The organism is Trichocoleus sp. AS-A1, assembly GCF_039962015.1.
Taxonomy (GTDB): domain Bacteria; phylum Cyanobacteriota; class Cyanobacteriia; order Cyanobacteriales; family FACHB-T130; genus FACHB-T130.
In genome coordinates, this window is sequence record NZ_JAMPKG010000002.1 from 330079 (window position 1) to 353233 (window position 23155).

Here is a 23155-nt window from a genome sequence, read left to right on the forward strand (position 1 = left end):
TAATCACGACTGACTACTGACTAATGACTAATGACTGCTAAACACCCAATTTTATACATCGCTATCACCAATCATGGCTTTGGTCATGCAGTCCGGGCGGCATCCGTCGCGGCGGCAGTTCAGAAAATGTATCCGGAAATTTTGCTAATTCTGGTAACAACAGCACCCCGCTGGTTACTAGAATCTTATATTCCAGGAGATTTTATTCATCGCCCCCGCGCTTTTGATATCGGCGTTGTGCAAGCTGATAGTTTCGCAATGGATAAAGCTGCCACTTTGGAAAAAGTGCAACAAATTCGCGCCCAAGAAAAATCGATGATTGCGAGTGAAGTAAACTTTATCCGTCAAAACCGAGTAGGTTTGATTTTGGCAGATATTCCACCGCTGGCAGCGCCAATTGGCAAAGCGGCTGGGATTCCTTGCTGGATGCTGAGTAATTTTGGCTGGGACTTTATCTATCGGGCGTGGGGAGGAGAGTTTATTGCAATTGCGGATTGGATAAGCGAATGTTATGCAAAGTGCGATCGCTTGTTTCGCTTGCCCTTCCACGAATCGATGAGTGCTTTCCCAGAAATCGTCGATGTCGGTTTAACCGGCGGCACTCCTCGTCATAGCCAAGACGCACTACGATCTCAATGGGGAATTACCACACCAACCGAGCAAACCATCTTGCTCACCTTCGGCGGTTTAGGGTTACAAGAAATTCCCTACAACAATTTGCTGAAGTTTTCCGATTGGCAATTTATCACCTTTGACCGGAATGCACCCGATTTACCGAATCTTATAAAAATTACAGACCAATCTTACCGCCCAGTCGATTTTATGCCAATATGCGGGCGCGTCGTTTCCAAACCTGGATACAGCACTTTTGCCGAAGCTTTGCGATTGGGAGTACCCATTGTGACGCTAACACGAGAAGACTTTGCCGAAGCGCCTCTGCTACTTGAAGGCATCCAAAATCATACCTATCATCAAATTCTACAACCTGCTGAGTTCTTCCAAAGCAACTGGGAGTTTTTGCATCAACCAATGCTTCCACCCCATCAATCTCAGATGGTGGCGACAGATGGAACCGAAGCGATCGCCCGTGCTGTCGTCAGCTATTTCCAAAACCGTTAATTTTTTCGAGCCGCAATGACTCATTACCAACAGATCCTGACCGTTCAAACTCCTGGCAAATCTTTATACAAAATTACGCCCAAAGTTCAAGCGATCGTTGCAGATTCGCGTATACAGACTGGACTTTGCACCCTGTTTTTGCGTCATACCTCAGCCAGTCTGCTGATTCAAGAAAATGCCGATCCAGATGTTCTCAAAGATTTAGAGAACTTTTTAACAAAACTCGCGCCGGAAAGCGATCGCTACTTCCACAATGCAGAAGGCCCTGATGATATGCCAGCTCACATTCGCACTGCTGTGACTCATACTTCTGAACAAATCCCCATCGCTGGCGGTAAATTGCTATTGGGAACTTGGCAGGGAATCTATATTTGGGAACATCGGCAGCGCGGTCATTATCGAGAAATTGTTGTTCACATCGCGGGTGACTAAGCTAGATGAGCCTTCCAAAACGCTAGTGACTTCAATCCGTAACAGCTACACAACTTTGTAACTAGCGATTGATTGCTTCTGGGTGCCGCTCGGCACTGCTAGTTTCTACTTCTATTGAGTCTTGCTCGACAGGAAGTAATTTGAGCAGCTGTAAACCCAAGAGAATCAAATAAAGAGGATTAAGTAACCAATAGCGCTTCCACAGGCGTTTGGGTTCCTGTAAAAAGCGGAAAAGCCATTCTAAACCCAAGCTCTGCATCCAGAACGGAGCTTCAGGAATGTTGCCAGAATGAAAATCAAAAGCAGCACCCACAGCAACGATCGGACAATCTAGCTGATGGCGATGATTAAAAGCCCATGCTTCTTGGCGCGGACAACCCAAAGAAACAAAGACAATTCCCGCACCTGATTCCCGAATTTGTTTGGTGTATGCCGCATCTTCTTGCGGCGTTAAAGGGCGAAACGGAGGAGAAACCGCTCCCGCAATTATCAAGCTGGGAAATTTTTCTTGTAGATTCTTCTGTAAAGTTTCCAGAACTGCTTCCGTAGAGCCATATAGAAAAATACTTATTTCTTTAGCAGCAGCTTGTTCGCAAATATTTAACATTAGCTCTGGACCCCGCACTCGCTCCGGGAGTATCTCTTCATCACGATTACGAAGAAGATTGAGCGCCCAACGCACCGGCTGACCATCAGGGGCAACTAGAGTAAATTGATTGAGTTGATAACCATGACCGTCTGGGTCAAGATAACCGGAGGTAATGCTATGGACATTCACTGCTGCAACGGTACAAGATTGGCGTGATTGGGCACTTTGAATAATCAAATCCGTACAGTCTTTATATTTAGTACGACTGACTCCAATTCCCAATATATTTGTCTTAATTGGAGTTGTTTTTAAAGTTCGGGTGTTCATCTTTACCTTGAACTCACATATATTTTGTAGAGCGATCATAATTTACCTTTGCAGTATAACTTTGCAAGTACTTTTACGAAATTTATTTTTAATGATTTTTAAGTATTGCTCTTTGAAAATAGGGCAAAAACTGAATCAACTAGCTGTAGCTTAAGATTTCTATCTCTATTTTTTTATTCCTCAGTGAAATAGGTAATTTATTACCAATTTTTATTTTTTATTTCATCAGCAAAATTGCTGAATTCAAATTGGTAGACGGGAAATGATTTTATCAACTTGGCTAGGTTCTTTCACTGTCTTTCACTTCTCCTTAGAGTTTTCAATGAGTGATTATTTTCTCGTCGTTAAAGGAAAATAAATGGCTCTGATTCTAAGAAAAGTTAGGAAGCGAGCGAGCCGCGAAGCGTGTAGGGGCATTTTTGCCGAAACCAAAGCAACCACAGACCTTACAGCCTTTATGCAGACAAGTTTATGCGAGAGTGCAGTGGCAATATATGCGTGTAATCACTGAAACCTGGAAGGGACACTCACAAATATTCAGTGATGTTCCTCACGCAATATAGACAGGAAATTAGGGAGGATGATAACAGAAGAGTTCTCACAAGCCTTTTGTCTGTCAAGTCGGCATCCGAGATTAACCGAGCAAAGAACAAAAAATAGCGATCGCGCGTCAATGATTAAGTAAGTCTAACGGTCAAAGTTTCTAGAAACGCTCAAATCTCACAGCCAGCATCCGGTAAAAGCAGAGTCGCAGTTGTAGATAAAGGACAGACAGTTAAATTTAGCTTTTTGAAGACTTGAAAACGTAACACAGGAGAAGCATCATGAATGTATCCCAGTATACAGTAAAAAATATTTCCCTGACAAGCTGGTTCTGGATGCCTCAAGAAGAGGTTTCCCAAAAGGTAGCCCCGATTCAACAACCCACAAAAGCACAGACGCGGTTGAACTTTCTGCAACCTCTGCGCGAGTGGATTGACAACATACAAGTGCGCGATCGCGAACTCGCTCATCGCCTGTGCAAGTCAATCCCCTCCCAGTGCCCCTTTGAGCGCGATATCAAAGTATTTGGTCGCACCCTGTTTCACATTCCTCCAATGTGCAAGCTGAATCCGCTTTACGAAGAAGTCGTAAGCCTGCGTTTCCGGGCACTATGCTATCTAGCAGATGAATGTGGAGAAGATGTCACCGCATACTGCTAAGATTCCTTCTCAGACGTCTTAAATTAAAGACGTGAAGATTCTGTGCATTATTGATAAGACATCATGGCTATCATTGCCCTGAGAGGCTGGTATCTCCAAGAGTATGAGCCGATTAAAGAATTAGAGAAACGTCCCCACGATCTGCGATTGAGCAAAAATAGCTTGCTGAAGTCTGGATTACGGGCAGATTTTTTAGAAGACAGCCAGGATGTTAAGCGCTCAGCTTGGTTTGGTCGTTATCTAGAAGGGGAATCGGTAGAGTTTTACATCGAAGGCAGCGGTGGCTACATAATCTCCAACATTGACCTGACAAGCCACGAGATTTATTTCACTAAACAGACGGTGATGGCGAATCTGGAACCGATTATCTTCCTCTGCCATCAGACTGAATATGCGGCGTCGAGTGAAGCCCTGCGAGAGGGACTGGCTAACGCCCTAGAAGTATTAAACACGCGATCGCGTCTTCCTTTGACGCTAGAAGTATCCAACCGCCCCACAGGTGCCTCAAATCGCCTCAACACCACGCAGATGCGAAAAATTCGGAAGAGTCTGCTATTTGTTGCTGATGGGACACCTATCACTAGCATTTCCAGGGAAGAAACGCCCCTACTCATTCCCAGTCCGAATGTTTGTGTAGAAATTGGCTACGCCTTTCAAAGTAAGCGTTCTGAACAAATTCTGCTAGCTCAAATGGAGCGTTCGGAGATGTCGGGACAGTTTCCCTTTGATCTTCCCAACCATCAACAACTGTTGTTTAACAGTGCGTCGGAACTGCATCAGACTTTACCGCCCCTGCTAGAAACCCTGCTGCATCGGTTTAATCTGTTTTCCTAGTCATTCGTCACTGGTCATTACAGTATATAAATTTCAACCTGTGAAAACAGGTTCTAGCCGTGAAGCCTGAATTTTAATTCAAGGCTCTGAAGCCAGTGCTATTCGTCATTCGTTGGTTGCTACAGACTAATAACGAATGACCTTTTGAGAAAATTCTGTAGAAATAGCCTGTTATTTTCGACCATTCTCAGCTCATAATAATCAGGACGGATTGAAAATCAATCGACTGTATGCCGAGAACTCCCACCGAATACGCTGTACACCTGATGATAGAAGGTGGTCACAAAGCAGAAGTGCGTTTTGCAACCATTCAAGAGTTTCAGAAGTGGTACAGCGGCGAGCTGATGCCCAAAGCCGCCTCCACGGACTTTATCAGTGTGCCGATCAAAAATATCCAGGGCGAGTACATGGTTATACGTCCCGTCAGCATTAGGGCAATCCGAGTGGAACCTGTCTTCGCCGGAAGTGTCGATAGAAGTGACTACGAATAGCTATCACTTTCCCTTTTGGTGTAAGTAATGAGAAAGACATTGGCTTTACTGTCCCTGAGTTTTGGTGTAACTCTGGGAAATGTCACTTTGCCTGCCCTCGCTAAAGATCCCCTGTCCGTTCCGCTGATACCAGTCAACTCAAACCTTTTAAATCTCGTCTGTTGCCGGTCAGATGCACTGGGACTTGATGAGCAAATCTGGGGGCAAAACGGTCAAGCCGGAGACCGAAAAGCTTTAATCGCCTCGATTGATAACAGTCTGCGATATTTACAGACAAACAGTGCCGCTCAAGCCTACCAGCAGTATCCGGTGCCGGGAATCACCCGCGATCGCGTCCGCCGATCTTTGGTTCGCTTTCGGCAGCTAGTTCTCAACTCTGGTTCGGCTGCCGAACTGCAAGCCGCAATCAAGCGTGAGTTTGTCTTGTACCAGTCTGTAGGCAAGGACAATAAGGGGAACGTTCAGTACACCGCCTACTACGAACCAACCTATACAGCCAGCCGCAAGCAGACGGCAGAGCATCGTTATCCTCTCTATGGGATGCCGTCAAACTTCAACTCTTGGCCCAAACCCCACCCCACACGGGTTCAGCTAGAAGGGGAGGATGGCTTGCTGGGAGCGAACAGTCCGCTAAAAGGGCTAGAAATCGCTTGGATGAGCGATCGCCTGGAAGCATTCTTGGTACAAATCCAAGGTTCTGCTCAGCTCCAGATGACCGATGGAAGCGTGATGACGGTCGGTTATGCGGGTGGAACCGATTACCCCTACACCAGTGTTGGGAAAGAACTCGCTAAAGATGGCAAACTGCCCCTATCCGGTCTGACGTTACCTGTGCTGATCAAATACTTCCAGCAAAATCCTTTAGAGCTGAGTAACTATATCCCGCGCAATCAGCGCTTTGTTTTCTTCAACGAAACCAATGGTGCCCCAGCAATGGGAAGCGTTGGGGTGCCGGTGACAGCTGAGCGTTCGATTGCGACGGATAAATCTTTGATGCCTCCGGGTGCCTTAGCTTTAATTCATACAAGAGTTCCCTACTTTAATCGTGCTGGTAAGATCGAACAGCGTCTGGTGAGTCGCTACGTACTCGACCAGGATAAGGGAAGTGCAATTCTAGGTCCCGGTCGCGTAGATTATTTTATCGGAACGGGTAAACGGGCGGGCGATCGCGCGGGTGTTACCGGCGGCAACGGGCAACTGTATTACCTGCTGCTAAAACAGTAAATTTTTTAGCGTCCCCCAACCTAAGAAATTGAGGCGATCGCGTCCCAATCCCAACCAGAAATTAAAAGTAAAAAGGCAAAAGTAAAAACTTTTGCCTTTTTACTTTTAACTTTTGCCCTATTTAATAAGGAGGTTCGCCGTACTCAAATTCATCGTGATAATCGTATGAACTAGAAACCCCTGCCATCTCCAGTTTGGGGGCGGGGATTTCCTCTTTCGGTTTTTCCTTTCCGAAGTCTTCGTACTCCTCAAAAGTCTTGCAGATAAGCGCAGACTCCTGAGAACTGGAAGAAATTAGATATTCTGTTAAATTCTTAGCAGTGGGATGCTCATAATCTACGGTACTAGCCACTAGAGCCGTATTTGTGCCACTGCCCCTTTCCTCCATTTCAATTAACGGGCAAAAAATTCCATGAGCATGAAACAATGGCCCTTTTGGTGTTAAAGGCTGCTTGCGGTACTGAGCATAAGCCTTTTCCAATTCAGCAATAAACCCACCAACTACTTGACCTTGTTTCATCTCGCAGTAGGATTTTCCAAAACTAGCACCCGCTGCACCATTCACCGTCAATTGCAGTGGCAATTGATGCAAAAGCTTTTGTTTCTCGCCGACGAAAAAAATCAGGTGACGAGTGAAAGTCTTAAACTTGAGCTTGTCTGCCAAGAAAGCATCGTAGTTTTCTTTAAACGTACCCAGTTTCATTCCGGTTTCACGGTCTTTCACAGACAATGGCCCCCGCCGCACGATGACTAAGCGTGGGGTGCTAGTGATAAATAGCGTTTCGACTCCGGTGCTAAACTCATGCTGCACCTGTTCCCAAGTGGCATCCGGTTTAAAGCCAACCGCATTAGCGTTATCTAGCTTAATTGCCAATCCGTGCGGCTGGATGCCAGTTTTCCCATATCGAGGATTGATCATCTGGCACCAAGGGATAACTTGAGAAGGTGGTGCATTGAACTTGTCGTCGTCGAAGTCAAAATTCGCAGATGCGTTCATGGTCTTAGGCATCCAAGTCGTGTGCTGATCAAGTTTACAAGTCTGGAGCAAGTGGTGATATCCGAAAAGATACCGTAGAAATGATAAAAGTAACACAAGTGCAGCTAACCGGGTTTACTGACACCCTTACTCCAGTTGAATGCCAGCAAGAAGCAGTGTTTCTTAGAACAGCTTGCTAGGATCGAACCAGCACAGTAGGAAGAGGTTCTTTGCGTTCTGAGTGCAGGAACGGTTGTCCAGTCAGAAGATTTAGGGAAGGTGCTGCTGGATTTTTTTCAACAAACGGATTGAAAAGCGTGGTTGAAAGGGCAAGCAATTCAGTAAAGGAGCGATCGCACTTTTCTTCTGTGCGCTTTTGGCATCTACTCTATATACCTTGTTTGCATCACAGACAAATTTTTGCTTTTTCAGTAGATTTTTAGACCGACCGTGTATCATAGACTACAGATATTTGTCTCAAAATATCCGATGCAAAGACAGGTTGACTATTGCATAGCAGCCAGGAAGGGTTAATATTTACTATCCTTTACCAAAGATATTGATATTGATAAAACTTCGTTGGTTTTATCAAAATCTACAACATGGAAACATCCTTTGAACTAACCCTGCAAATCGTTATCACGGTTGTTGCAGGTATCAGCGCCCAGGTTTTAGCCCAATATCTTCAGGTTCCTAGCATCGTCTTTTTGCTGCTGTTTGGCATTCTCCTGGGACCTGATGGCTTGCGCCTGCTACACCCGCATTCTCTAGGTACTGGCTTAGAGGTCATTACTGCCCTGGCAGTGGCAGTGATTCTGTTTGAGGGGGGGCTGAACCTAGAGCTGAGAGAGTTGGGAAAGGTTTCCGGCAGCCTGCGAAACTTAGTGACGCTGGGAACGCTGATCACGCTTCTGGGCGGCGGTATGGCAGCTCACTGGCTGGGTGAATTTCCCTGGCCTATCGCTTTTCTCTACGCTTCCTTAGTGGTCGTAACGGGACCAACCGTGATCAGTCCTCTGCTGAAACAGGTGCAAGTAGATCGGCAAGTGGCAGCACTTCTGGAGGGAGAAGGCGTCTTAATTGACCCGGTAGGGGCTATCTTGGCTGTCGTCGTGCTAGACACCATTTTGAACGCCGATACCGACCCCATCGAAGCTTTCATCGGTCTCGTCTTGCGCTTAGGCATCGGCGGCGGCATCGGCGTTGTCGGTGGCTGGTTGATGGGTTGGATTATCAAACGCGCCAAGTTTCTTTCAGAAGACTTAAATAACCTGGTCGTTCTGGCTGGGTTGTGGGGCTTATTTGGTTTGGCGCAAACAATCCGCAGCGAGTCGGGGTTAATGGCAACCGTGATGGCGGGAATTGTTCTGGGTGCCTCCTCAATCCCAGAGGAACGGATGTTGCGGCGATTTAAAGGACAATTAACGATTCTTGGCGTTTCGGTCTTGTTCATCCTGCTGGCAGCTGACTTGTCCATCGCAAGTGTATTTGCGCTGGGGTGGGGAAGTTTGTTTACAGTTCTGGCACTGATGTTTATCGTGCGACCGATAAACATCGGCTTATGTACCTTCAATAGCGACCTGAACTGGCGGCAGAAGCTGTTTTTGTGCTGGATTGCTCCTAGAGGAATTGTTTCAGCGTCGGTTGCTTCTCTATTTGCCATTTTTCTGACCCAGCGGGGCATCAACGGCGGCGATTCTATCAAAGCGTTGGTCTTCCTCACGATTATCCTGACCGTATTTTTGCAAGGACTGACAGCACGTTGGGTCGCTCATTGGCTGCAAATTAACCTCCAGGAAGCAACGGGCGCTGTGATTATTGGTTGTAATCCCTTAAGCCGCCTGATTGCCCGTTTGTTTCAAGAACAAGGAGAGTCTGTAGTGCTGATTGACACAGACCCCGAAGCGTGCCAAAAAGCAGAGCAGGAAAATCTGCGGGTATTCTTAAGCAGTGGTTTGGATACGGAAGTTCTGGAAGAGGCGGGACTCGACTCGATGGGAACCTTCCTGGCAATGACCAATAATGGGGAGGTGAATTTAGTGTTGGCGCAGCGTGCTTCTGAGGAGTTTCGTCCTCCTCGTGTGTTGGCAGTATTTCCCCAAGCAAACACACCGACTAATAATAGTAAGGTTCACCAAGCTTTCATTCCTAATTTATCAATTAAGAATTGGAATCAATACCTGAACGATGGACAGGTGAAGTTAGGCAAAACGTCACTCAAAGAGCCTGGTTTTTCGTTTCAACAAGCTCATCTACAAGCCTTGATTCGTTCCGGGGAGCTAGTACCCTTACTATTTTTACGGGAGGGGCGTTTCCAAGTGGTACCTGCGACAGAGGATTGGGAAGCGGGAGATCAGATTATTTATGTGCTGCATGACCCTCGACCAAAACTCTTGAAGCGTTTATCGGGTGCGAGTCCATCTTCTCGTTTGGCGCTAGAGAAACTGCCGGAAGTTGAAGAGGTACCCATCTCATCTGCAAGTGTGGGTGTCCTTTTAGAAGAACTCAAACCAGAACCTCAAACAGAACCTACAGAAGCGTGACACAAGACAGTCGCGACTATGCCAATCTGCCTGGAAAGCAAGAAAAGCGATCGCATATTCTTGCAATCGGCGGTTGAAGCCGCACAGCGACAGCAAGCACACAACCGAAACCTGCCAGGAGCAGGCTACTAAGTGGAACTAGATTTGCGACTATAAATTTGCTATTTCTGTGACTCAGCACTACTGAGGCTGAGAGATTTTGGATCGTTCTTTGCCTGCGCGGATTCTGACTCGGTGGCTAAGTTAGTGGCGGCTAATTTTATCTGAAGCCGCTTGTGCTGTCTTTCCTGGACTAATAACCCGCCTAGATGAATCAGAGCGATCGCGATCGCTCCCACGGATAAAATGTAGCTGTGTAGGGTGTAGAGGTGTTCGACAGTAGCAGTAGTAATGGCTCCACCACCTGTAACGATGTCTCGCAGTTGAGAGCCAATAAAAGGAATGGCTTCGATAGTTCCCAATTCGATGCTCAGACGCCAGTAGCCGAGTTGAGTCCAGTCGAGAATCATCGCCGTCCAACCGAGCGCGATCGCGGTTAATGTCAATAGAATGCCACTAATCCAAGCAGTTAGCCAACTATTCGTAAATTGTCGCCCCAGAAACATCACGACAATTTCGATTAAAGACACTGCAATTAACCCATTTCCCGCGAGATCGTGAACGCGGAGAATCACCCAGCCATTGGAAACTTCATTTGCGATCGCTTGCAGGGAATCATAAGCACCACCCGCCGCCGGTTCGTAGTAGAAAGCTAACAGAATTCCAGTCACAGCAGCGATTAGGCTCAAGGTTAGAATCCCAACAGCCAGGATCGTAGCCAGACGCCGAAGGACAAATTCATACTGCTCGGTTTTCATGGCTAAACTTTACTTTTCTTAACATTAGTCAAATGCTAGCCAGTTACAGAAGGAATTTCGTTGTCCTAACAGCGTATGCCTAAAGGCTGAATCGTTGTGATGAGTCATGAGTGATTCGCCAAGGGTCAATGACTCATCAGCATTACCCATGTCATGCCAAATACTCCACCCAAGACGGTAAAGCGACTGGCGAACCGTACCAAATGCCAGGAGTTCTGGGTGAGTGCTTGACACCTTCGATAACCAGATTGGTTGCTCCCTCCAGATGAGCCGCTTCAATCGGCGTAATCCCATCTCCCCAAGTGTTACCAATCCCGCAGGTAAGTTTGTAACTGCTGTAGGCTAGCCACTGCCCCGGACGCCTCGCCCCGAAGATAGATTTACCGGCAACGCAGATGTAACGCACCGTTGAGTAGAAGGCTCCTGGATAGTTCATTTTGACAAAATCTAGATTTTTCCGCGTCCAGCGTTCCCCGCTGATATGGGGCGTTCCCAAGGTGACAAGCGTGGCAACATAAGGGTGAGCGTGCCACAAACCAGCGTCTTCTGTGACATCTCCGTGAATAGAATAAGGTTTTTCCCCCAGGTAGATCCGGGAAATCCAGCCGCCAGCGGAGTGACCAATCAGGTTAAGCTGAGAAACGTTGTATTGCTGCAACATTTGTTTTACCGTGCGGTCGAGTTGCCGCAAAATCGGAATCATCGACCGTCCTCCTACAGTGGGCACCCAATCCCGACTTCGCAAGGGTACGGTTACAGTGGGGAAACCCGATTCTTGTAGAGATTGTTCGAGTGGACGGTAGGCGATCGCGCCTTCGAGATATCCGGGCAAAATGACAGTCGGTAAAGGCATTTGAGATTTTGGGTTTTGGCTTTTAGATTTTAAATTTTATTGTGCAATCAGGTATCTTGTACGGCATTGGCGTGGGTCCCGGCGACCCAGAACTGATTACAGTGAAAGGACTCGGCATTTTGCAACGGGTGCCAGTGGTGGCTTTTCCCGCTGGGTTACACGGTAAGCCAGGAATCGCTCAGCAGATGGTGGCTCAATGGTTGAATCCCCGCCAAGTGCAATTAGCTTTAACTTTTCCTTACGTACAAGAAAGCGAGATTTTGACTCAGGCGTGGCAAGTCGCAGCCCAAGAAGTCTGGCAATCTCTAAAATTGGGTCAAGATGTTGCTTTTGTCTCGGAAGGCGATGTCAGTTTCTATAGCACGTTTACCTATTTGGCGCAGACACTGCAACAACTGCATCCTGAAGTAATAGTGCAGACAGTGCCGGGAATCTGTTCCCCTTTGGCGGCGGCAGCGGTGTTAGGAATTCCACTGACAATTCGCGCTCAGCGCCTCGTCGTGTTACCAGCGATCTACACGGTAGGAGAGTTGGAAGCCGTTTTAGAATGGGCAGATGTGGTGGTGCTGATGAAAGTGAGTTCAGTTTACGAGCAAGTTTGGAAAGTGTTGCAGCAGCGCGGGTTGCTGGAACGTAGCTGGGTTGTGGAACGGGCAACGCTACCAGAGCAGGTAATTTATGCGGGGTTAAGCGATCGCCCGAATCTGAAATTGCCTTACTTTTCTTTATTAATTGTGCAAGTAAACGAGTCAGTGGATTAATTTCTTCAGGAACTTGAGGAGAGTGGCAACTTTTGGGCTTTTTTTCCAGTCTTGGCGATTGGGTTAGAGAACCTGAAAATTAACTTTTAAGCATTTTAGACTGAAATAATTGAGATTAAAATTCAGAATCTGAAACTAATATAAAAGCGGAGTGCTTGTTTTGATCGCGATCGCGTGCTTGCCGCACGTACCCACCTGACCTGATTCCCAGCCTGTCCTGTCGCTGAGGAGTGTAACTTACCTGCTATGTCCTATCTCTCATTCATTAGAAACCTGCCTGAAAAGTTAACTCAGCCGCCTCTGATTGCAGCTTTGGCTTCCGTGGGCATCCACGGAGTGCTGGCGATGACCCTTCCCAGTTTATCCGCGTCCTCCAAACCGGAAGAGCAGAAGCCGCGAGGGACTGTCAAAGTTGTGGAGTTAACACCGGCAGAGCAAAGCCGCATTCCGCAACTTGCACCGCCGCCCGTGTCGCTGCCACCGAGTCCCAACCAAACCCAGATGTTGCCACCTTTGCCGCCGCCGTCTTCCGTATTGCCGCCGATCCCTAGCTCCCCACCCTACAAATTTCCGCTGAACTCCACACCGCAACCTAACACGGGGGCTGGGTTGCCGGAGATTTTTCAGAGATCGAGCGATCGCCGTCAGCAAAGAGCTAGGCAAAATCCTTTCAATCCCAACAACCCAAACTTTATCGTAGGACGGCTTCCCGATCCCCCCAAAGTTCCCCAATCAGGTTCTCGGAAGGTGACACAGCAAGAGATTCGCCGTCGCCTGTTTCAGGGATTGCCCGCTGGTGTCCAGCCGGGGCAGGACGACATTTCCAGTCTGTTTCCGCCGCCACCGCCCACTTCCGATCAACAGACACCTTTCAACCCTTCTGAGGAATCTTCTGGAAAACAGCCCCCTATCGATTTTGGACAACAGACGCCTAGCAATCCCAAGCCACAGAGGTCGATTGATTTTGGACAACAGACGCCAAATTCGGAATCACAAATAGCAGCGAATTCCGAACAACAAACGTCTAAAAATTCTGAGCAACAACCTCCAGCGACTTCCGGACAACAGACGCCTCCTCTTTCTCCACAACAAATAGCAATGGCGCGGCGCGAACTGCAACGGCAGCAAGTCCTTGCTGATATACGGCAGCAACGTCGAAACTACGCCTATGACGGTAATGGCACTCGTGATGACGATTACAGACAAAAGTTAGCGGGTTGGGGTTCTAGACTCAACAAAGTCCCATCGAAAGAACAAGAAATTACGCTGACTTCTCAATTTCGTGCGTGCTTTATTAAGAAGCCGGAAGTAACTGCTTTAGTTGGGGCGCAGGTGGATGCTAAAGGTAGTGTCACGACCGAACTGCTTAGGAGTTCTGGTTACAACATTTTGAATGAGAAAGCGCAGGAAGTCGTTAAGGCTCATTCCTTTGGTGCAAAGGAACAAGTTTATGTTGTTCAGGTCAAGTTTGCGTACAACGAAAAAGATTGTCCGCCGATGACAGCTTCACGAGAAGCTCGAAATTCTCAAGAAGTTCAAGATTCTAGAAAACCACGAGATTCTCAAGAATCCTCTGAGTCTCAAAAACCGCGGGATTCTCAAAATTCCCAAAACTCCCCTGAGCCGAGAAAACCACGAGATTCTCAAGAAGCTCAAGATTCTAGAAGACCACGAGATTCTCAAGAATCCTCTGAGTCTCAAAAACCACGGGATTCTCAAAATTCCCAAAACTCCCCTGAGCCGAGAAAACCACGAGATTCTCAAGAATCCTCTGAGTCTCAAAAACCACGGGATTCTCAAAATTCCCAAAACTCCCCTGAGCCGAGAAAACCACGAGATTCTCAAGAAGCTCAAGATTCTAGAAAACCACGAGATTCTCAAGAATCCTCTGAGTCTCAAAAACCACGAGATTCTCAAAATTCCCAAAACTCCCCTGAGCCGAGAAAACCACGAGATTCTCAAGAAGCTCAAGATTCTAGAAAACCACGAGATTCTCAAGAATCCTCTGAGTCTCAAAAACCACGAGATTCTCAAAATTCCCAAAACTCCCCTGAGCCGAGAAAACCACGAGATTCTCAAGAAGCTCAAGATTCTAGAAAACCACGAGATTCTCAAGAATCCTCTGAGTCTCAAAAACCACGGGAATCTCAAGAATCCTCGGAGTCCAAAAAACCGCAAGATTCTCAAAATTCTCAAAACTCACCTGAGCCGAGAAAACCACAAGAATCTCCGGATTCTCAAAATTCTCAACAGACACCCTGAACATAGTTCACAAGAAGCGAAGACAGTATTAGACAGTCAGTTGGGTTGAGGAACGAACCCCAATCAATACTTATGCGTGTTGAGGTTCGTTCTTCAAGCTAGCCTACAACTCTCAATAAACTCAAAACTCACGTGGGAGTAAGCGGCTAGTGGTTGGAATCCATCTGGATTCATTAAAAGCGCCCTCTTGCAGGATAATAAACCCTTGGACTTTTGCGACTTCCTCTATGGCTTTAGATGCTTCCTTCTTGGCTCAGCTGCAAAATTCATCTGAGCGCTTAATTCAGCTACTGGATAACTTTGCCCAAGCACGGGTGCTGGTTGTCGGGGATCTCACCCTCGATGAGTTTCTGACGGGTCAAGTGGAACGAATTTCTCGTGAAGCACCTGTGTTGATTCTGCGCCACGAAAATACCCGGCAGGTACCTGGGGGTGGAGCAAATGCCGTCTATAACCTGGCAACGCTGGGGGCACAGGTGAAGGTGGCTGGATTAGTCGGAAAGGATGACCAAGGGCAAGCATTGCGCCATATCTTTGAAGCAGCTGGAATTGATACCAGTGGAATGTTGCTCGATCCAGACCGCCCGACGGTGACGAAAACCCGGATTTCTGGTCATGCTCGGCAGTCGGTAACTCAGCAGATTGTGCGCGTTGACCGGAAATCGGATGAGTTGCCAGATCAAGATTTGCAGCTACAGCTTGCTGAGTATATTCAGCAACATCTAGCTACAGTGGATGCAGTAGTTTGCTCAGATTATGGCGATGGCGTTTTTACTCAGCCTGTAATTGAGGCGGCGTTGTCTCACCAGAAGACAATAGTGGATGCTCAAGTCGGTCTCCAAAGATACCAAGGAGCGACGCTGTTTACGCCAAATTTGCCGGAGGCGGAGCAAGCGGTGGGGTATGCGATCGCGTCTGGGCAAATCACCCAAGCTGGACGCGACCTCTTGGCACTGACTCAAGCTCAGCAAATGCTGATTACTCGCGGTGAAGAGGGCATGAGTTTGTTTGACCGCAACGGGACGGAGCAGCATATCCCAGCGTTCAACCGTACTGATGTGTTTGATGTGACTGGGGCTGGAGATACTGTGGTAGCGGCGCTGACGCTAAGCTTAGTTGTTGGGGCGTCATTCTGGGAAGCGGCGGTTTTGGGAAATTTGGCGGCTAGTATCGTGGTACGCCAATTTGGAACGGCAACCACTAGCCCAGAAGAGATGAAGGCGGCTTTACTGGCGTTGTTAGAAGAAGAATAAACGAACCGCCAAGACGCAGAGTCCGCAGAGGGAAGAAAAGGAGAGAGTTTGATGAGAGGAAGCCGTCGGTTGTTGGTGACAGGTGGGGCTGGGTTTATTGGTTCCAATTTTGTGCATTATTGGGGTAAGGCTTACCCTGACGATCGAGTGGTGGTACTAGATGCGCTCACTTATGCAGGGAATCGCTATAATTTGGCGTCCTTGGAGGGGCAAGAAAATTTTCGGTTTGTCAAGGGGGATATTTGCGATCGCGCTTTATTAGACTCGCTGTTACAAGAAGAAAATATCGATACAGTGGCTCACTTCGCCGCTGAATCTCACGTTGACCGTTCAATTCTAGGTCCTGGTACCTTCATTCAAACGAATATTGTCGGCACATTCACCCTATTAGAAGCTTTTCGGAAACATTGGAAAACAAGGCAAGAAGGGATCTTTCTTCATGTTTCCACTGATGAAGTTTACGGTAGCCTAAACCCTAGCGATCGCGCATTTACAGAAACAACGCCCTATGCTCCGAATAGTCCTTATTCGGCATCGAAGGCGGGTAGCGACCATTTAGTCCGCGCCTATTACCACACCTACGGCGTTCCCACCATTATCACTAATTGTTCTAACAATTACGGCCCTTATCAGTTCCCTGAAAAGCTCATTCCTCTAATGTGCATCAATATCTTAATCGGCAAATCTTTGCCGGTTTATGGGGATGGGCAGAATATCCGGGATTGGCTATATGTTGGCGATCATTGCAGCGCTTTGGATGTGGTAATTCATCGCGGCAAACTGGGCGAAACCTACAATATTGGCGGCAATAACGAAGTTAAAAATATTGACTTAGTGAATATGTTGTGCCAGCTAATGGATGAATTAGCACCTAATTTACCCGTGCATCCTTGCAAAAAATTGATCGCATTTGTGAAGGATCGACCAGGGCACGATCGCCGCTATGCAATTGATAGCACGAAACTCAAAACTCAACTAGGCTGGACTCCTTCTGTAACGGTTGAAGAAGGTTTACGACGCACTGTTGAATGGTATCTCACTCACCGCGATTGGTGGGAACCATTACTGTCTGAGGAGTACCAAGCCTATTATCGCCAGGTTTATGTTTCTTAAAAGGTTCCTACCTTAACTCGAATGGCACTGATTTAAGAGCCGTAAAATAAATTTCCGCCTTCACCACGCAAACCCATTGAAACGAGTTGAAATCGCTATCTAGTTGGCTTTAGCTAACTTTAGGGATTAGCTAGCCCGAAATTTGTTTCAGGGCAGAGCTGTGGGTAAGGCTAAGCTTAAGCCAGTGCAATTCGATTTAAATTTCTTATGCCCCAGATCCAAAGGGCCAAGTTGTGTATAAGAAAACGCTCACGGCGGCGATCGCTAATAATCCTTGAATCAAATTCCCAATCAGCGAACCCACCACAATACCTATCCCGGCTTTCAGCGCCAGCTTGATTCTCGGCTCAAATTCTAAGTCGCGCCGGTAGAGAAACTCTCCAGTAATCGCTCCTAGTAGCGGCCCGATCAAGATTCCGATCAGTGGCCCCGCAACCAGAAAAGCGGGCAACAATCCCAAAAAACCCAGCACTAAGCCAACAACGGCTCCAATCTGCCCCCACTTACTAGCCCCTGCTTGTTGTGCCCCCAAGTAGGTCGCTAAGAGATCGACGCCAACGCTAAGTAGCAACACTAGGATAGCAACGCCCAGCGCCACAGACACGCTGCTAAAACTGTGAACCGCTCCCCAAACCACAATAGCAATCACAATCAAGCTAGTTCCAGGAATGCCGGGAACCACTGCGCCAACGACGCCAACGAGCATGAGGACAACGAGAAGCCAGTAGAGAATCGTCATGGACATTTAAATTCCAGCGGGTGCAACATCATCTAAGTGGTAGCTGAGAGTAACGTCTAGTTTTTCAGCAATCCCAGCTATCCAGTTTTCATCTTGCTTGGTGTAACTGCGCGGAGCATTGGCACCTAAAATCAAGACGCCTTGATTGCCAATCGGCTGACAGACCGCTCCTTGAGTATTCTCTGGTAGATAGTCAAATTCAATCCGTCCTGGGTATATTTTTAGAGCCACTAGATAAACGGGTTTTTGTTTTTCCAACACCCGCTGTAAAATTGGCCCTGGTTTTACTTCTGGGTTGACGCCTAAGATACCCCGCCGCAATAACACTCGTCCTTTGTACCAAATGACGAGCGATCGCGTCCCAGTGTTCGTGAGCAATAGATGCGATGCCCAAGCCAGTTCTATCTTTACGGCTTCCGGCAAGTCGGGTGCTAATTCAAACCCCTCCTCGCCGATGAGTTGGACAGCTTCGGGCGATCGCGGCTGTACTTGCTGCCACAGCAACCCCGTTAAAATTAACACCGCACTGATTATCACGCCCAACGCATCCGAACGAGCTTGAGAATCCGCTAGCTGCGGTGTCAATAAACGGTTAATCAACAGCAGCACCCCTGCCAACCCACCAACCACAAGGGGGAGTTGCCGTAAAACCTGATTTTGATCTGGCTTAGCCATTCTCTTAGTGCTGAGGATTGAGGGCTGAGGAATGAGTAGGAATAAAAGAGTAAAAATTTTCTCACCTTTTAACGTAATTCATTCTTCATCCTTCAGTTCAGATTTCATCCGGCTCAATGATCCGTTGAAACAAATAGCCAGTGCCTCGCGCCGTCAGTATTAGCTCTGGATTGCTCGGATCGTCCTCTAACTTTGCTCGAAGGCGCGAGATATGCACATCCACCACGCGAGTGTCTACGTGGCGTTCTGGCGTATATCCCCACACCTCTTGCAAAATCTCAGAACGGGAAAAAGGTTCTCCAGAACGGCTGACTAATAACTCCAGCAGACTGAACTCCATTCCGGTAAGCCGAATTCGCTCATCGCCTTTATAGACTTGCCGCTTATTGGTGTCAATCTTGATATTCCCGACATGGATGACGCCAGAACTGGGAATCCCAGAGGCACCCGTTTTGTCTACGCGCCGCAACACAGAGCGGATGCGGGCTTCCAGTTCCTTGGGGGAAAAAGGCTTGACAACGTAATCATCTGCACCCAGCTCTAAACCAGTGATGCGGTCGGCGACATCCCCTAAAGCCGTTAGCATGATAATTGGCACATCCGATTCCTTCCGCAATTCCTGACAGACGCCGTAGCCATCTAGCTTTGGCATCATCACATCCAAAACTACTAAGTCAGGAGTGGCATTGCGAAAGGTATCCAGCGCTTCTTCTCCATCGGCAGCCGTCACGACATCGTAGCCAATCATGGAAAGGCGCGTTTCCAGAATGCGACGGATGCTAGCTTCATCGTCAACTACCAGAATTTTTTCTTTATGGCTTTCCAAGCTCGTCAACGCTCCTTAAGTTCCGATTTCTAATCGTTAATTTTAGATACCATTACATTAAGATATCATTCTGTTTAGTCGGTTTGGAAAGCCTGAAATCCTCACAGTTGCTGGATTTTTATATTCTCTTATTCCTTGCGATTTATTAAGATTCTTTAACAAATCGAGAATGGTGCATGGCAAAGCCGCGAACTAACTATGTTTGTAACGAATGTGGGTCAGAATCTTCACAATGGTTTGGCAAGTGTCCCGCCTGCGGCACCTACAACTCCCTGGAAGAGCAGTTTGTGTCCCAGATTAATTCTTCCCTTCCCAGCCGGGGTTTGCAAAGCTCACAGCGCAATGGCAAATTAGCTGCCAAAGCACCCCAGGCGCGGGCATCGCTGACATTCGCGCAAATTACCGATAAGTATCAGGAACGGTGGACTTCTGGTTATGGAGAATTCGATCGCGTACTGGGCGGGGGGGTTGTTCCTGGCTCTTTGGTGTTAATTGGTGGCGATCCGGGCATTGGTAAGTCAACGCTGCTGCTGCAAACGGCGAATCAGATGTCGCAGATGTATCGCATTCTCTATGTCTGTGGGGAAGAATCGGGACAACAAGTGAAACTGCGAGCTTCGCGTTTGGGTGTTAGCAACTTGAATCCGGATCGGGAAAAAAACGGCAATCGCGTGTCTCTCCAGCCAGAAATAGAGGCATCTGTAGAGACATCTGTAGAGACATCTGTAGAGACTCCGGTGACATCTATCTCAGCGGGTGCGGATCTGTATGTGTTGGCGGAAACCGATTTAGAAGAGATTATCAGGGAGTTGGAATCTCTGAAACCAAATGTGGCAGTAATTGATAGCGTGCAGACGATTTACTTACCGTCTCTAACGTCGGCAGCGGGATCGGTGGCGCAGGTGCGGGAATGTACTGCTGCATTGATGAAGGTGGCAAAGAGAGAGAGTATCACCCTGCTGATTGTGGGACACGTTACTAAGGAGGGCGCGATCGCTGGCCCAAAAGTCCTAGAACACCTGGTAGATACCGTATTGTATTTTGAAGGCGATCGCTTTGCGTCTCACCGGCTTCTGCGTTCTGTCAAAAACCGCTTCGGCGCAACTCACGAAATTGGCGTTTTTGAAATGGCAGATCGAGGACTCCGAGAAGTTTCTAATCCCTCGGAGTTATTTTTGGGCAATCGGGACGAAGTGGTTCCGGGTACCGCTCTTGTCGTCGCTTGCGAAGGCACTCGCCCGATTGTCGTGGAACTGCAAGCCTTAGTGAGTCCAACCAGTTATAGTTCCCCCCGCCGCTCAACGACGGGTGTTGATTACAACCGACTGCTACAAATTTTGGCAGTATTAGAAAAACGAGTCGGCATCCCTTTATCTAAATTAGATTCTTATGTGGCTTCAGCGGGCGGTTTGAGTGTAGAAGAACCCGCTGTTGATTTGGGAATGGCGATCGCAGTTGTGGCTTCTTTTCGCGATCGCGTCGTCGATCCCCGCACTGTCTTAATTGGCGAAGTCGGCTTAGGTGGACAAGTCCGAGCTGTCTCCCAAATGGAACTGCGCCTGAAAGAAGCCGCCAAACTAGGCTTTAAGCGAGCAATTGTCCCCAAAGGGCAAACTTTCCCAGAATTGGGATTAGAAATTATACCCGTCGCCAAAGTTATCGATGCCATCATTGCCGCTATCCCAGCCTCTCATCATCATGATGATGAAGAAATGCTAGATGATGATGATGAATAGACGCCATTAAGGTGCAACTGGTAGCGCTTGGGGAATGCTGCGCGATCGCCTTTATTGCGTTTTTTAAGCATCTTGTATCATTTTGGAATCTATCCATTTCTCCAATTTTTGCAATATACGCTCTCTCAAAAACCGTTATTAAGCGGAACCAAGGAGAAAGCGAATATAGCAATTCTATTTGAGTTGTGAGCCAGCTCTTCAGATCCCCGACTTCTCTAGGAAGTCAGGGATCTCGCTTGCCCGCATGATTTAGGATTGCTGTATATTGGCTCAAAAAAATGAATTTATTTATATTCCCAATTATAGAAATTTAACTTTCAATCCCTTAAGAAAATAAACTTTTTATAAAACTAAATAGTTTTATTTGTTAATATTTATCCGCAATTTTATCCGTAATATTACTGATGCACAAATACAAAAAAATAGGCTGAATTAAGAAAAGGGTTAATAATAATTAACCGTCTGGGTGCAGATAATCGATCCTGTTATTGATGAAGAACTCTGGTAAACCTTAACAGAGAGTTACAGCCAATCCAGCACCCAGATTCAGTTTAATTAAGCAATGAATATTACTACCAAGAAAAACGCATGGAAGCTTGAAAGCTCAGCTCCATTATGGTTTTTCGCTTTTGTTCCTTATAAAATAGGCGAAGGTCTACTAATTATACTAATGCCCCTATTTATCATTCAGGTAGTAGGGGGAACCGTCGCTGATGTCGCTAAAGTAAACTCACTGATCGCCCTAGTAGGTATGTTTGCCTTCATTTTATGGGGCAACCTATCAGATAAGATGGGCTATCGTACTCCCTTCTTGATATTGGGATTTCTAGGATTCACTCTCTGCATATCAATGCTCAGCTTTAGCGATAACCTCTCACAAGTATTAATTCTTGGCAGTGTGGGAGGCTTTTTTATGGCAACGATTACCCCAGTAGGTTCAGCATTAGTACTGGATAGTTTTCCCGAACAGGAGTGGCCTAAGTTTTTCGGTAAATTCTATCAGGTAACAGGATGGAGTTTTGTCGCTAGTGTTCTATTCGGGATGCTCTGGCTCAACTTTGCTTCCAAATGCGTGGGCAATGTTGCAGCAATGCGCGGATTATTATTATTTGCAGGTGTTGTTTCGTCGCTGAGTTTACTTCTGTGCTTTCTTTGGGTAAAAGAACCGAAATTTGTTCGCAAACGCCGAAAATTTAATCCGAAAATGCTAGGACAATTGACTGTAGGAGTGATTGAAAGGCGAGCAGTTTTTTACCCATCCCGCGCCCTCTACTTTGTACTGCGCCCAAGCTCTCTGAGCCAAGCGGTTCAGCCACTAGGAAGCCCTTTAGGGCGTTATTATCTATGTTCTTTACTATTTTTTGTTGCCATCAACCTGGTTATTGTGCCCTTCCCGGTTTTTCTCACCAACACATTAAAAGCTACGAATACTCAGGTATTCTTGATTGCCTTAGTTAAGTCAACAATAGAGTCTTGGTTGTACGTTCCTGTCGGTCATTGGGTGCATCAGCGACCTGGTATCAAACTCCAAGCGCAGGCTACCGCTCTCAGGGGTGGCGTTTTTGGAATTTTTGTCTTGTTGGCTTTAATTCCGCCTCAACCGAGCAGTCTGGCGTTCGTTGGATTAGCTCAGATATTAAGCGGTATTACTTGGGCAGCGATCGCTGTATCTAGTAGCACGGCAGTGGGTATACTGGCTGGCAAAGACAAGGAAGGTTCGGCAATTGGGTTTTACAACGCAATAATTGGGGCATCAGGCGCACTGGGTAGCTTGGGAAGCGGATACCTTGCTGCTACCTTTGGGTATAGCGTTTGTTTTGGGATAGGCGCACTATTGACAGCATTCACTGCATGGTTGCTTTGGCAACTACAGCCTGTTGTATTAGCCAAAACGTCCTGAGTGGCTTTTGGGCTTTGTAAATAGAAGATACTAGGCAACAATTTTTGAAATGGCCGGGCAAGTGCAAACAAAGACAAATTCTTGAGCGCGATCGCTTGCACTCTGTCTGATTCTGTCTGATGAGGATGCGATCGCATCGCCCCAAATTGTTTCTTGTCTATTTTTATACAACTGTAACTAAATAAACACCTGTCCTCATTTACATCCTGCCCAAGTTTGATATTCTGCTAACCACAAAAACAAATCGAAGAATACGGAAGCTTTATCTAATCTTCATAATTTAGTTAAGTATTAATATTCAGTAAAACTCCTTAAAGCCAAGGAAATAGCAGCTTTATAGTTTTACTTACTCTATTTGTAGGTAAATCAAGATATTTTTTTGATAAAGATTCCGTGAACCTACTGGGAATTCATAGCAAGCTATGTAAGTATTTTTAAGTAGA

Annotated in this window: 20 protein-coding genes; 13 read left to right on the top strand and 7 right to left on the bottom strand. The window is 47.0% G+C overall.

What is annotated here, in order from left to right; all coding sequences use genetic code 11:
• The first annotated feature begins 30 nt into the window (after positions 1 to 30).
• Complete coding sequence (locus NC994_RS03105; RefSeq protein ID WP_190441189.1) at positions 31 to 1119, top strand: glycosyl transferase; 1089 nt, start codon at positions 31 to 33, stop codon at positions 1117 to 1119.
• A gap of 15 nt (positions 1120 to 1134) precedes the next feature.
• Positions 1135 to 1551 (top strand): secondary thiamine-phosphate synthase enzyme YjbQ, encoded by a 417-nt coding sequence (locus tag NC994_RS03110; RefSeq protein WP_190415243.1) that lies wholly within the window; start codon positions 1135 to 1137, stop codon positions 1549 to 1551.
• 61 nt (positions 1552 to 1612) lie between these two features.
• On the opposite strand, the gene NC994_RS03115 is transcribed toward NC994_RS03110, so the two are convergent.
• Entirely contained in the window at positions 1613 to 2467 is an 855-nt protein-coding gene (locus tag NC994_RS03115; RefSeq protein ID WP_190441192.1) for a WecB/TagA/CpsF family glycosyltransferase, read from the bottom strand.
• 824 nt (positions 2468 to 3291) lie between these two features.
• Between NC994_RS03115 and NC994_RS03120 the strand changes: the two genes are divergently transcribed.
• From NC994_RS03120 to NC994_RS03135, 4 genes are all read left to right on the top strand, one after another.
• Positions 3292 to 3669, top strand: a complete 378-nt coding sequence (locus tag NC994_RS03120; RefSeq protein ID WP_190441194.1) for a Mo-dependent nitrogenase C-terminal domain-containing protein — start codon at positions 3292 to 3294, stop codon at positions 3667 to 3669.
• A 63-nt stretch (positions 3670 to 3732) separates the two neighbouring features.
• Positions 3733 to 4503 (top strand): hypothetical protein, encoded by a 771-nt coding sequence (locus NC994_RS03125; RefSeq protein ID WP_190429189.1) that lies wholly within the window; start codon positions 3733 to 3735, stop codon positions 4501 to 4503.
• A 230-nt stretch (positions 4504 to 4733) separates the two neighbouring features.
• On the top strand, positions 4734 to 4994 hold the full coding sequence (locus NC994_RS03130) for a hypothetical protein (protein WP_190415235.1): 261 nt from the start codon (positions 4734 to 4736) through the stop codon (positions 4992 to 4994).
• A gap of 27 nt (positions 4995 to 5021) precedes the next feature.
• Entirely contained in the window at positions 5022 to 6218 is a 1197-nt protein-coding gene (locus NC994_RS03135) for a murein transglycosylase A (RefSeq protein ID WP_190415233.1), read from the top strand.
• Between the two features lie 121 nt (positions 6219 to 6339).
• Here NC994_RS03135 and NC994_RS03140 read toward each other — a convergent pair whose 3' ends face one another.
• Positions 6340 to 7215, bottom strand: a complete 876-nt coding sequence (locus NC994_RS03140) for a DUF5895 domain-containing protein (protein ID WP_190441197.1) — start codon at positions 7213 to 7215, stop codon at positions 6340 to 6342.
• 581 nt (positions 7216 to 7796) lie between these two features.
• Between NC994_RS03140 and NC994_RS03145 the strand changes: the two genes are divergently transcribed.
• A complete protein-coding gene (locus NC994_RS03145) occupies positions 7797 to 9737 on the top strand; it encodes a cation:proton antiporter (RefSeq protein ID WP_190441201.1) in 1941 nt (646 codons plus the stop codon).
• Between the two features lie 161 nt (positions 9738 to 9898).
• Here the strand turns inward: NC994_RS03145 and NC994_RS03150 are convergent, their stop codons facing one another.
• Positions 9899 to 10594 carry a cytochrome b N-terminal domain-containing protein gene (locus NC994_RS03150; protein ID WP_190441204.1) on the bottom strand — a complete coding sequence of 232 codons (696 nt, stop codon included), beginning with the start codon at positions 10592 to 10594 and terminating at the stop codon, positions 9899 to 9901.
• Positions 10595 to 10745: 151 nt separating this feature from the next.
• Positions 10746 to 11447 (bottom strand): alpha/beta hydrolase, encoded by a 702-nt coding sequence (locus NC994_RS03155; RefSeq protein WP_190441206.1) that lies wholly within the window; start codon positions 11445 to 11447, stop codon positions 10746 to 10748.
• A gap of 41 nt (positions 11448 to 11488) precedes the next feature.
• Between NC994_RS03155 and NC994_RS03160 the strand changes: the two genes are divergently transcribed.
• The 4 genes from NC994_RS03160 to rfbB all read left to right on the top strand — a co-directional run bounded on the left by NC994_RS03160 (position 11489) and on the right by rfbB (position 16836).
• Positions 11489 to 12208 (top strand): precorrin-2 C(20)-methyltransferase, encoded by a 720-nt coding sequence (locus NC994_RS03160; protein WP_190415225.1) that lies wholly within the window; start codon positions 11489 to 11491, stop codon positions 12206 to 12208.
• Between the two features lie 246 nt (positions 12209 to 12454).
• A complete protein-coding gene (locus NC994_RS03165) occupies positions 12455 to 14470 on the top strand; it encodes a hypothetical protein (RefSeq protein ID WP_190441209.1) in 2016 nt (671 codons plus the stop codon).
• Positions 14471 to 14697: 227 nt separating this feature from the next.
• The gene (rfaE1, locus tag NC994_RS03170) at positions 14698 to 15723 is read left to right on the top strand and encodes a D-glycero-beta-D-manno-heptose-7-phosphate kinase (protein ID WP_190441212.1); all 1026 of its coding nucleotides are present in this window, start codon (positions 14698 to 14700) and stop codon (positions 15721 to 15723) included.
• 51 nt (positions 15724 to 15774) lie between these two features.
• The gene (gene rfbB, locus NC994_RS03175; protein ID WP_190441215.1) at positions 15775 to 16836 is read left to right on the top strand and encodes a dTDP-glucose 4,6-dehydratase; all 1062 of its coding nucleotides are present in this window, start codon (positions 15775 to 15777) and stop codon (positions 16834 to 16836) included.
• 205 nt (positions 16837 to 17041) lie between these two features.
• Here rfbB and NC994_RS03180 read toward each other — a convergent pair whose 3' ends face one another.
• The 3 genes from NC994_RS03180 to rpaB all read right to left on the bottom strand — a co-directional run bounded on the left by NC994_RS03180 (position 17042) and on the right by rpaB (position 19076).
• The gene (locus tag NC994_RS03180) at positions 17042 to 17575 is read right to left on the bottom strand and encodes a DUF456 family protein (protein WP_190441218.1); all 534 of its coding nucleotides are present in this window, start codon (positions 17573 to 17575) and stop codon (positions 17042 to 17044) included.
• Positions 17576 to 17581: 6 nt separating this feature from the next.
• Entirely contained in the window at positions 17582 to 18250 is a 669-nt protein-coding gene (locus NC994_RS03185; RefSeq protein WP_190441220.1) for a cofactor assembly of complex C subunit B, read from the bottom strand.
• A gap of 97 nt (positions 18251 to 18347) precedes the next feature.
• Complete coding sequence (rpaB, locus tag NC994_RS03190; protein WP_190415215.1) at positions 18348 to 19076, bottom strand: response regulator transcription factor RpaB; 729 nt, start codon at positions 19074 to 19076, stop codon at positions 18348 to 18350.
• A gap of 176 nt (positions 19077 to 19252) precedes the next feature.
• Here rpaB and radA point away from each other — a divergent pair, with 176 nt between their 5' ends.
• Entirely contained in the window at positions 19253 to 20812 is a 1560-nt protein-coding gene (gene radA, locus NC994_RS03195) for a DNA repair protein RadA (protein WP_190441224.1), read from the top strand.
• A 562-nt stretch (positions 20813 to 21374) separates the two neighbouring features.
• The gene (locus NC994_RS03200) at positions 21375 to 22712 is read left to right on the top strand and encodes an MFS transporter (RefSeq protein ID WP_190441227.1); all 1338 of its coding nucleotides are present in this window, start codon (positions 21375 to 21377) and stop codon (positions 22710 to 22712) included.
• Positions 22713 to 23155: the final 443 nt, after the last annotated feature.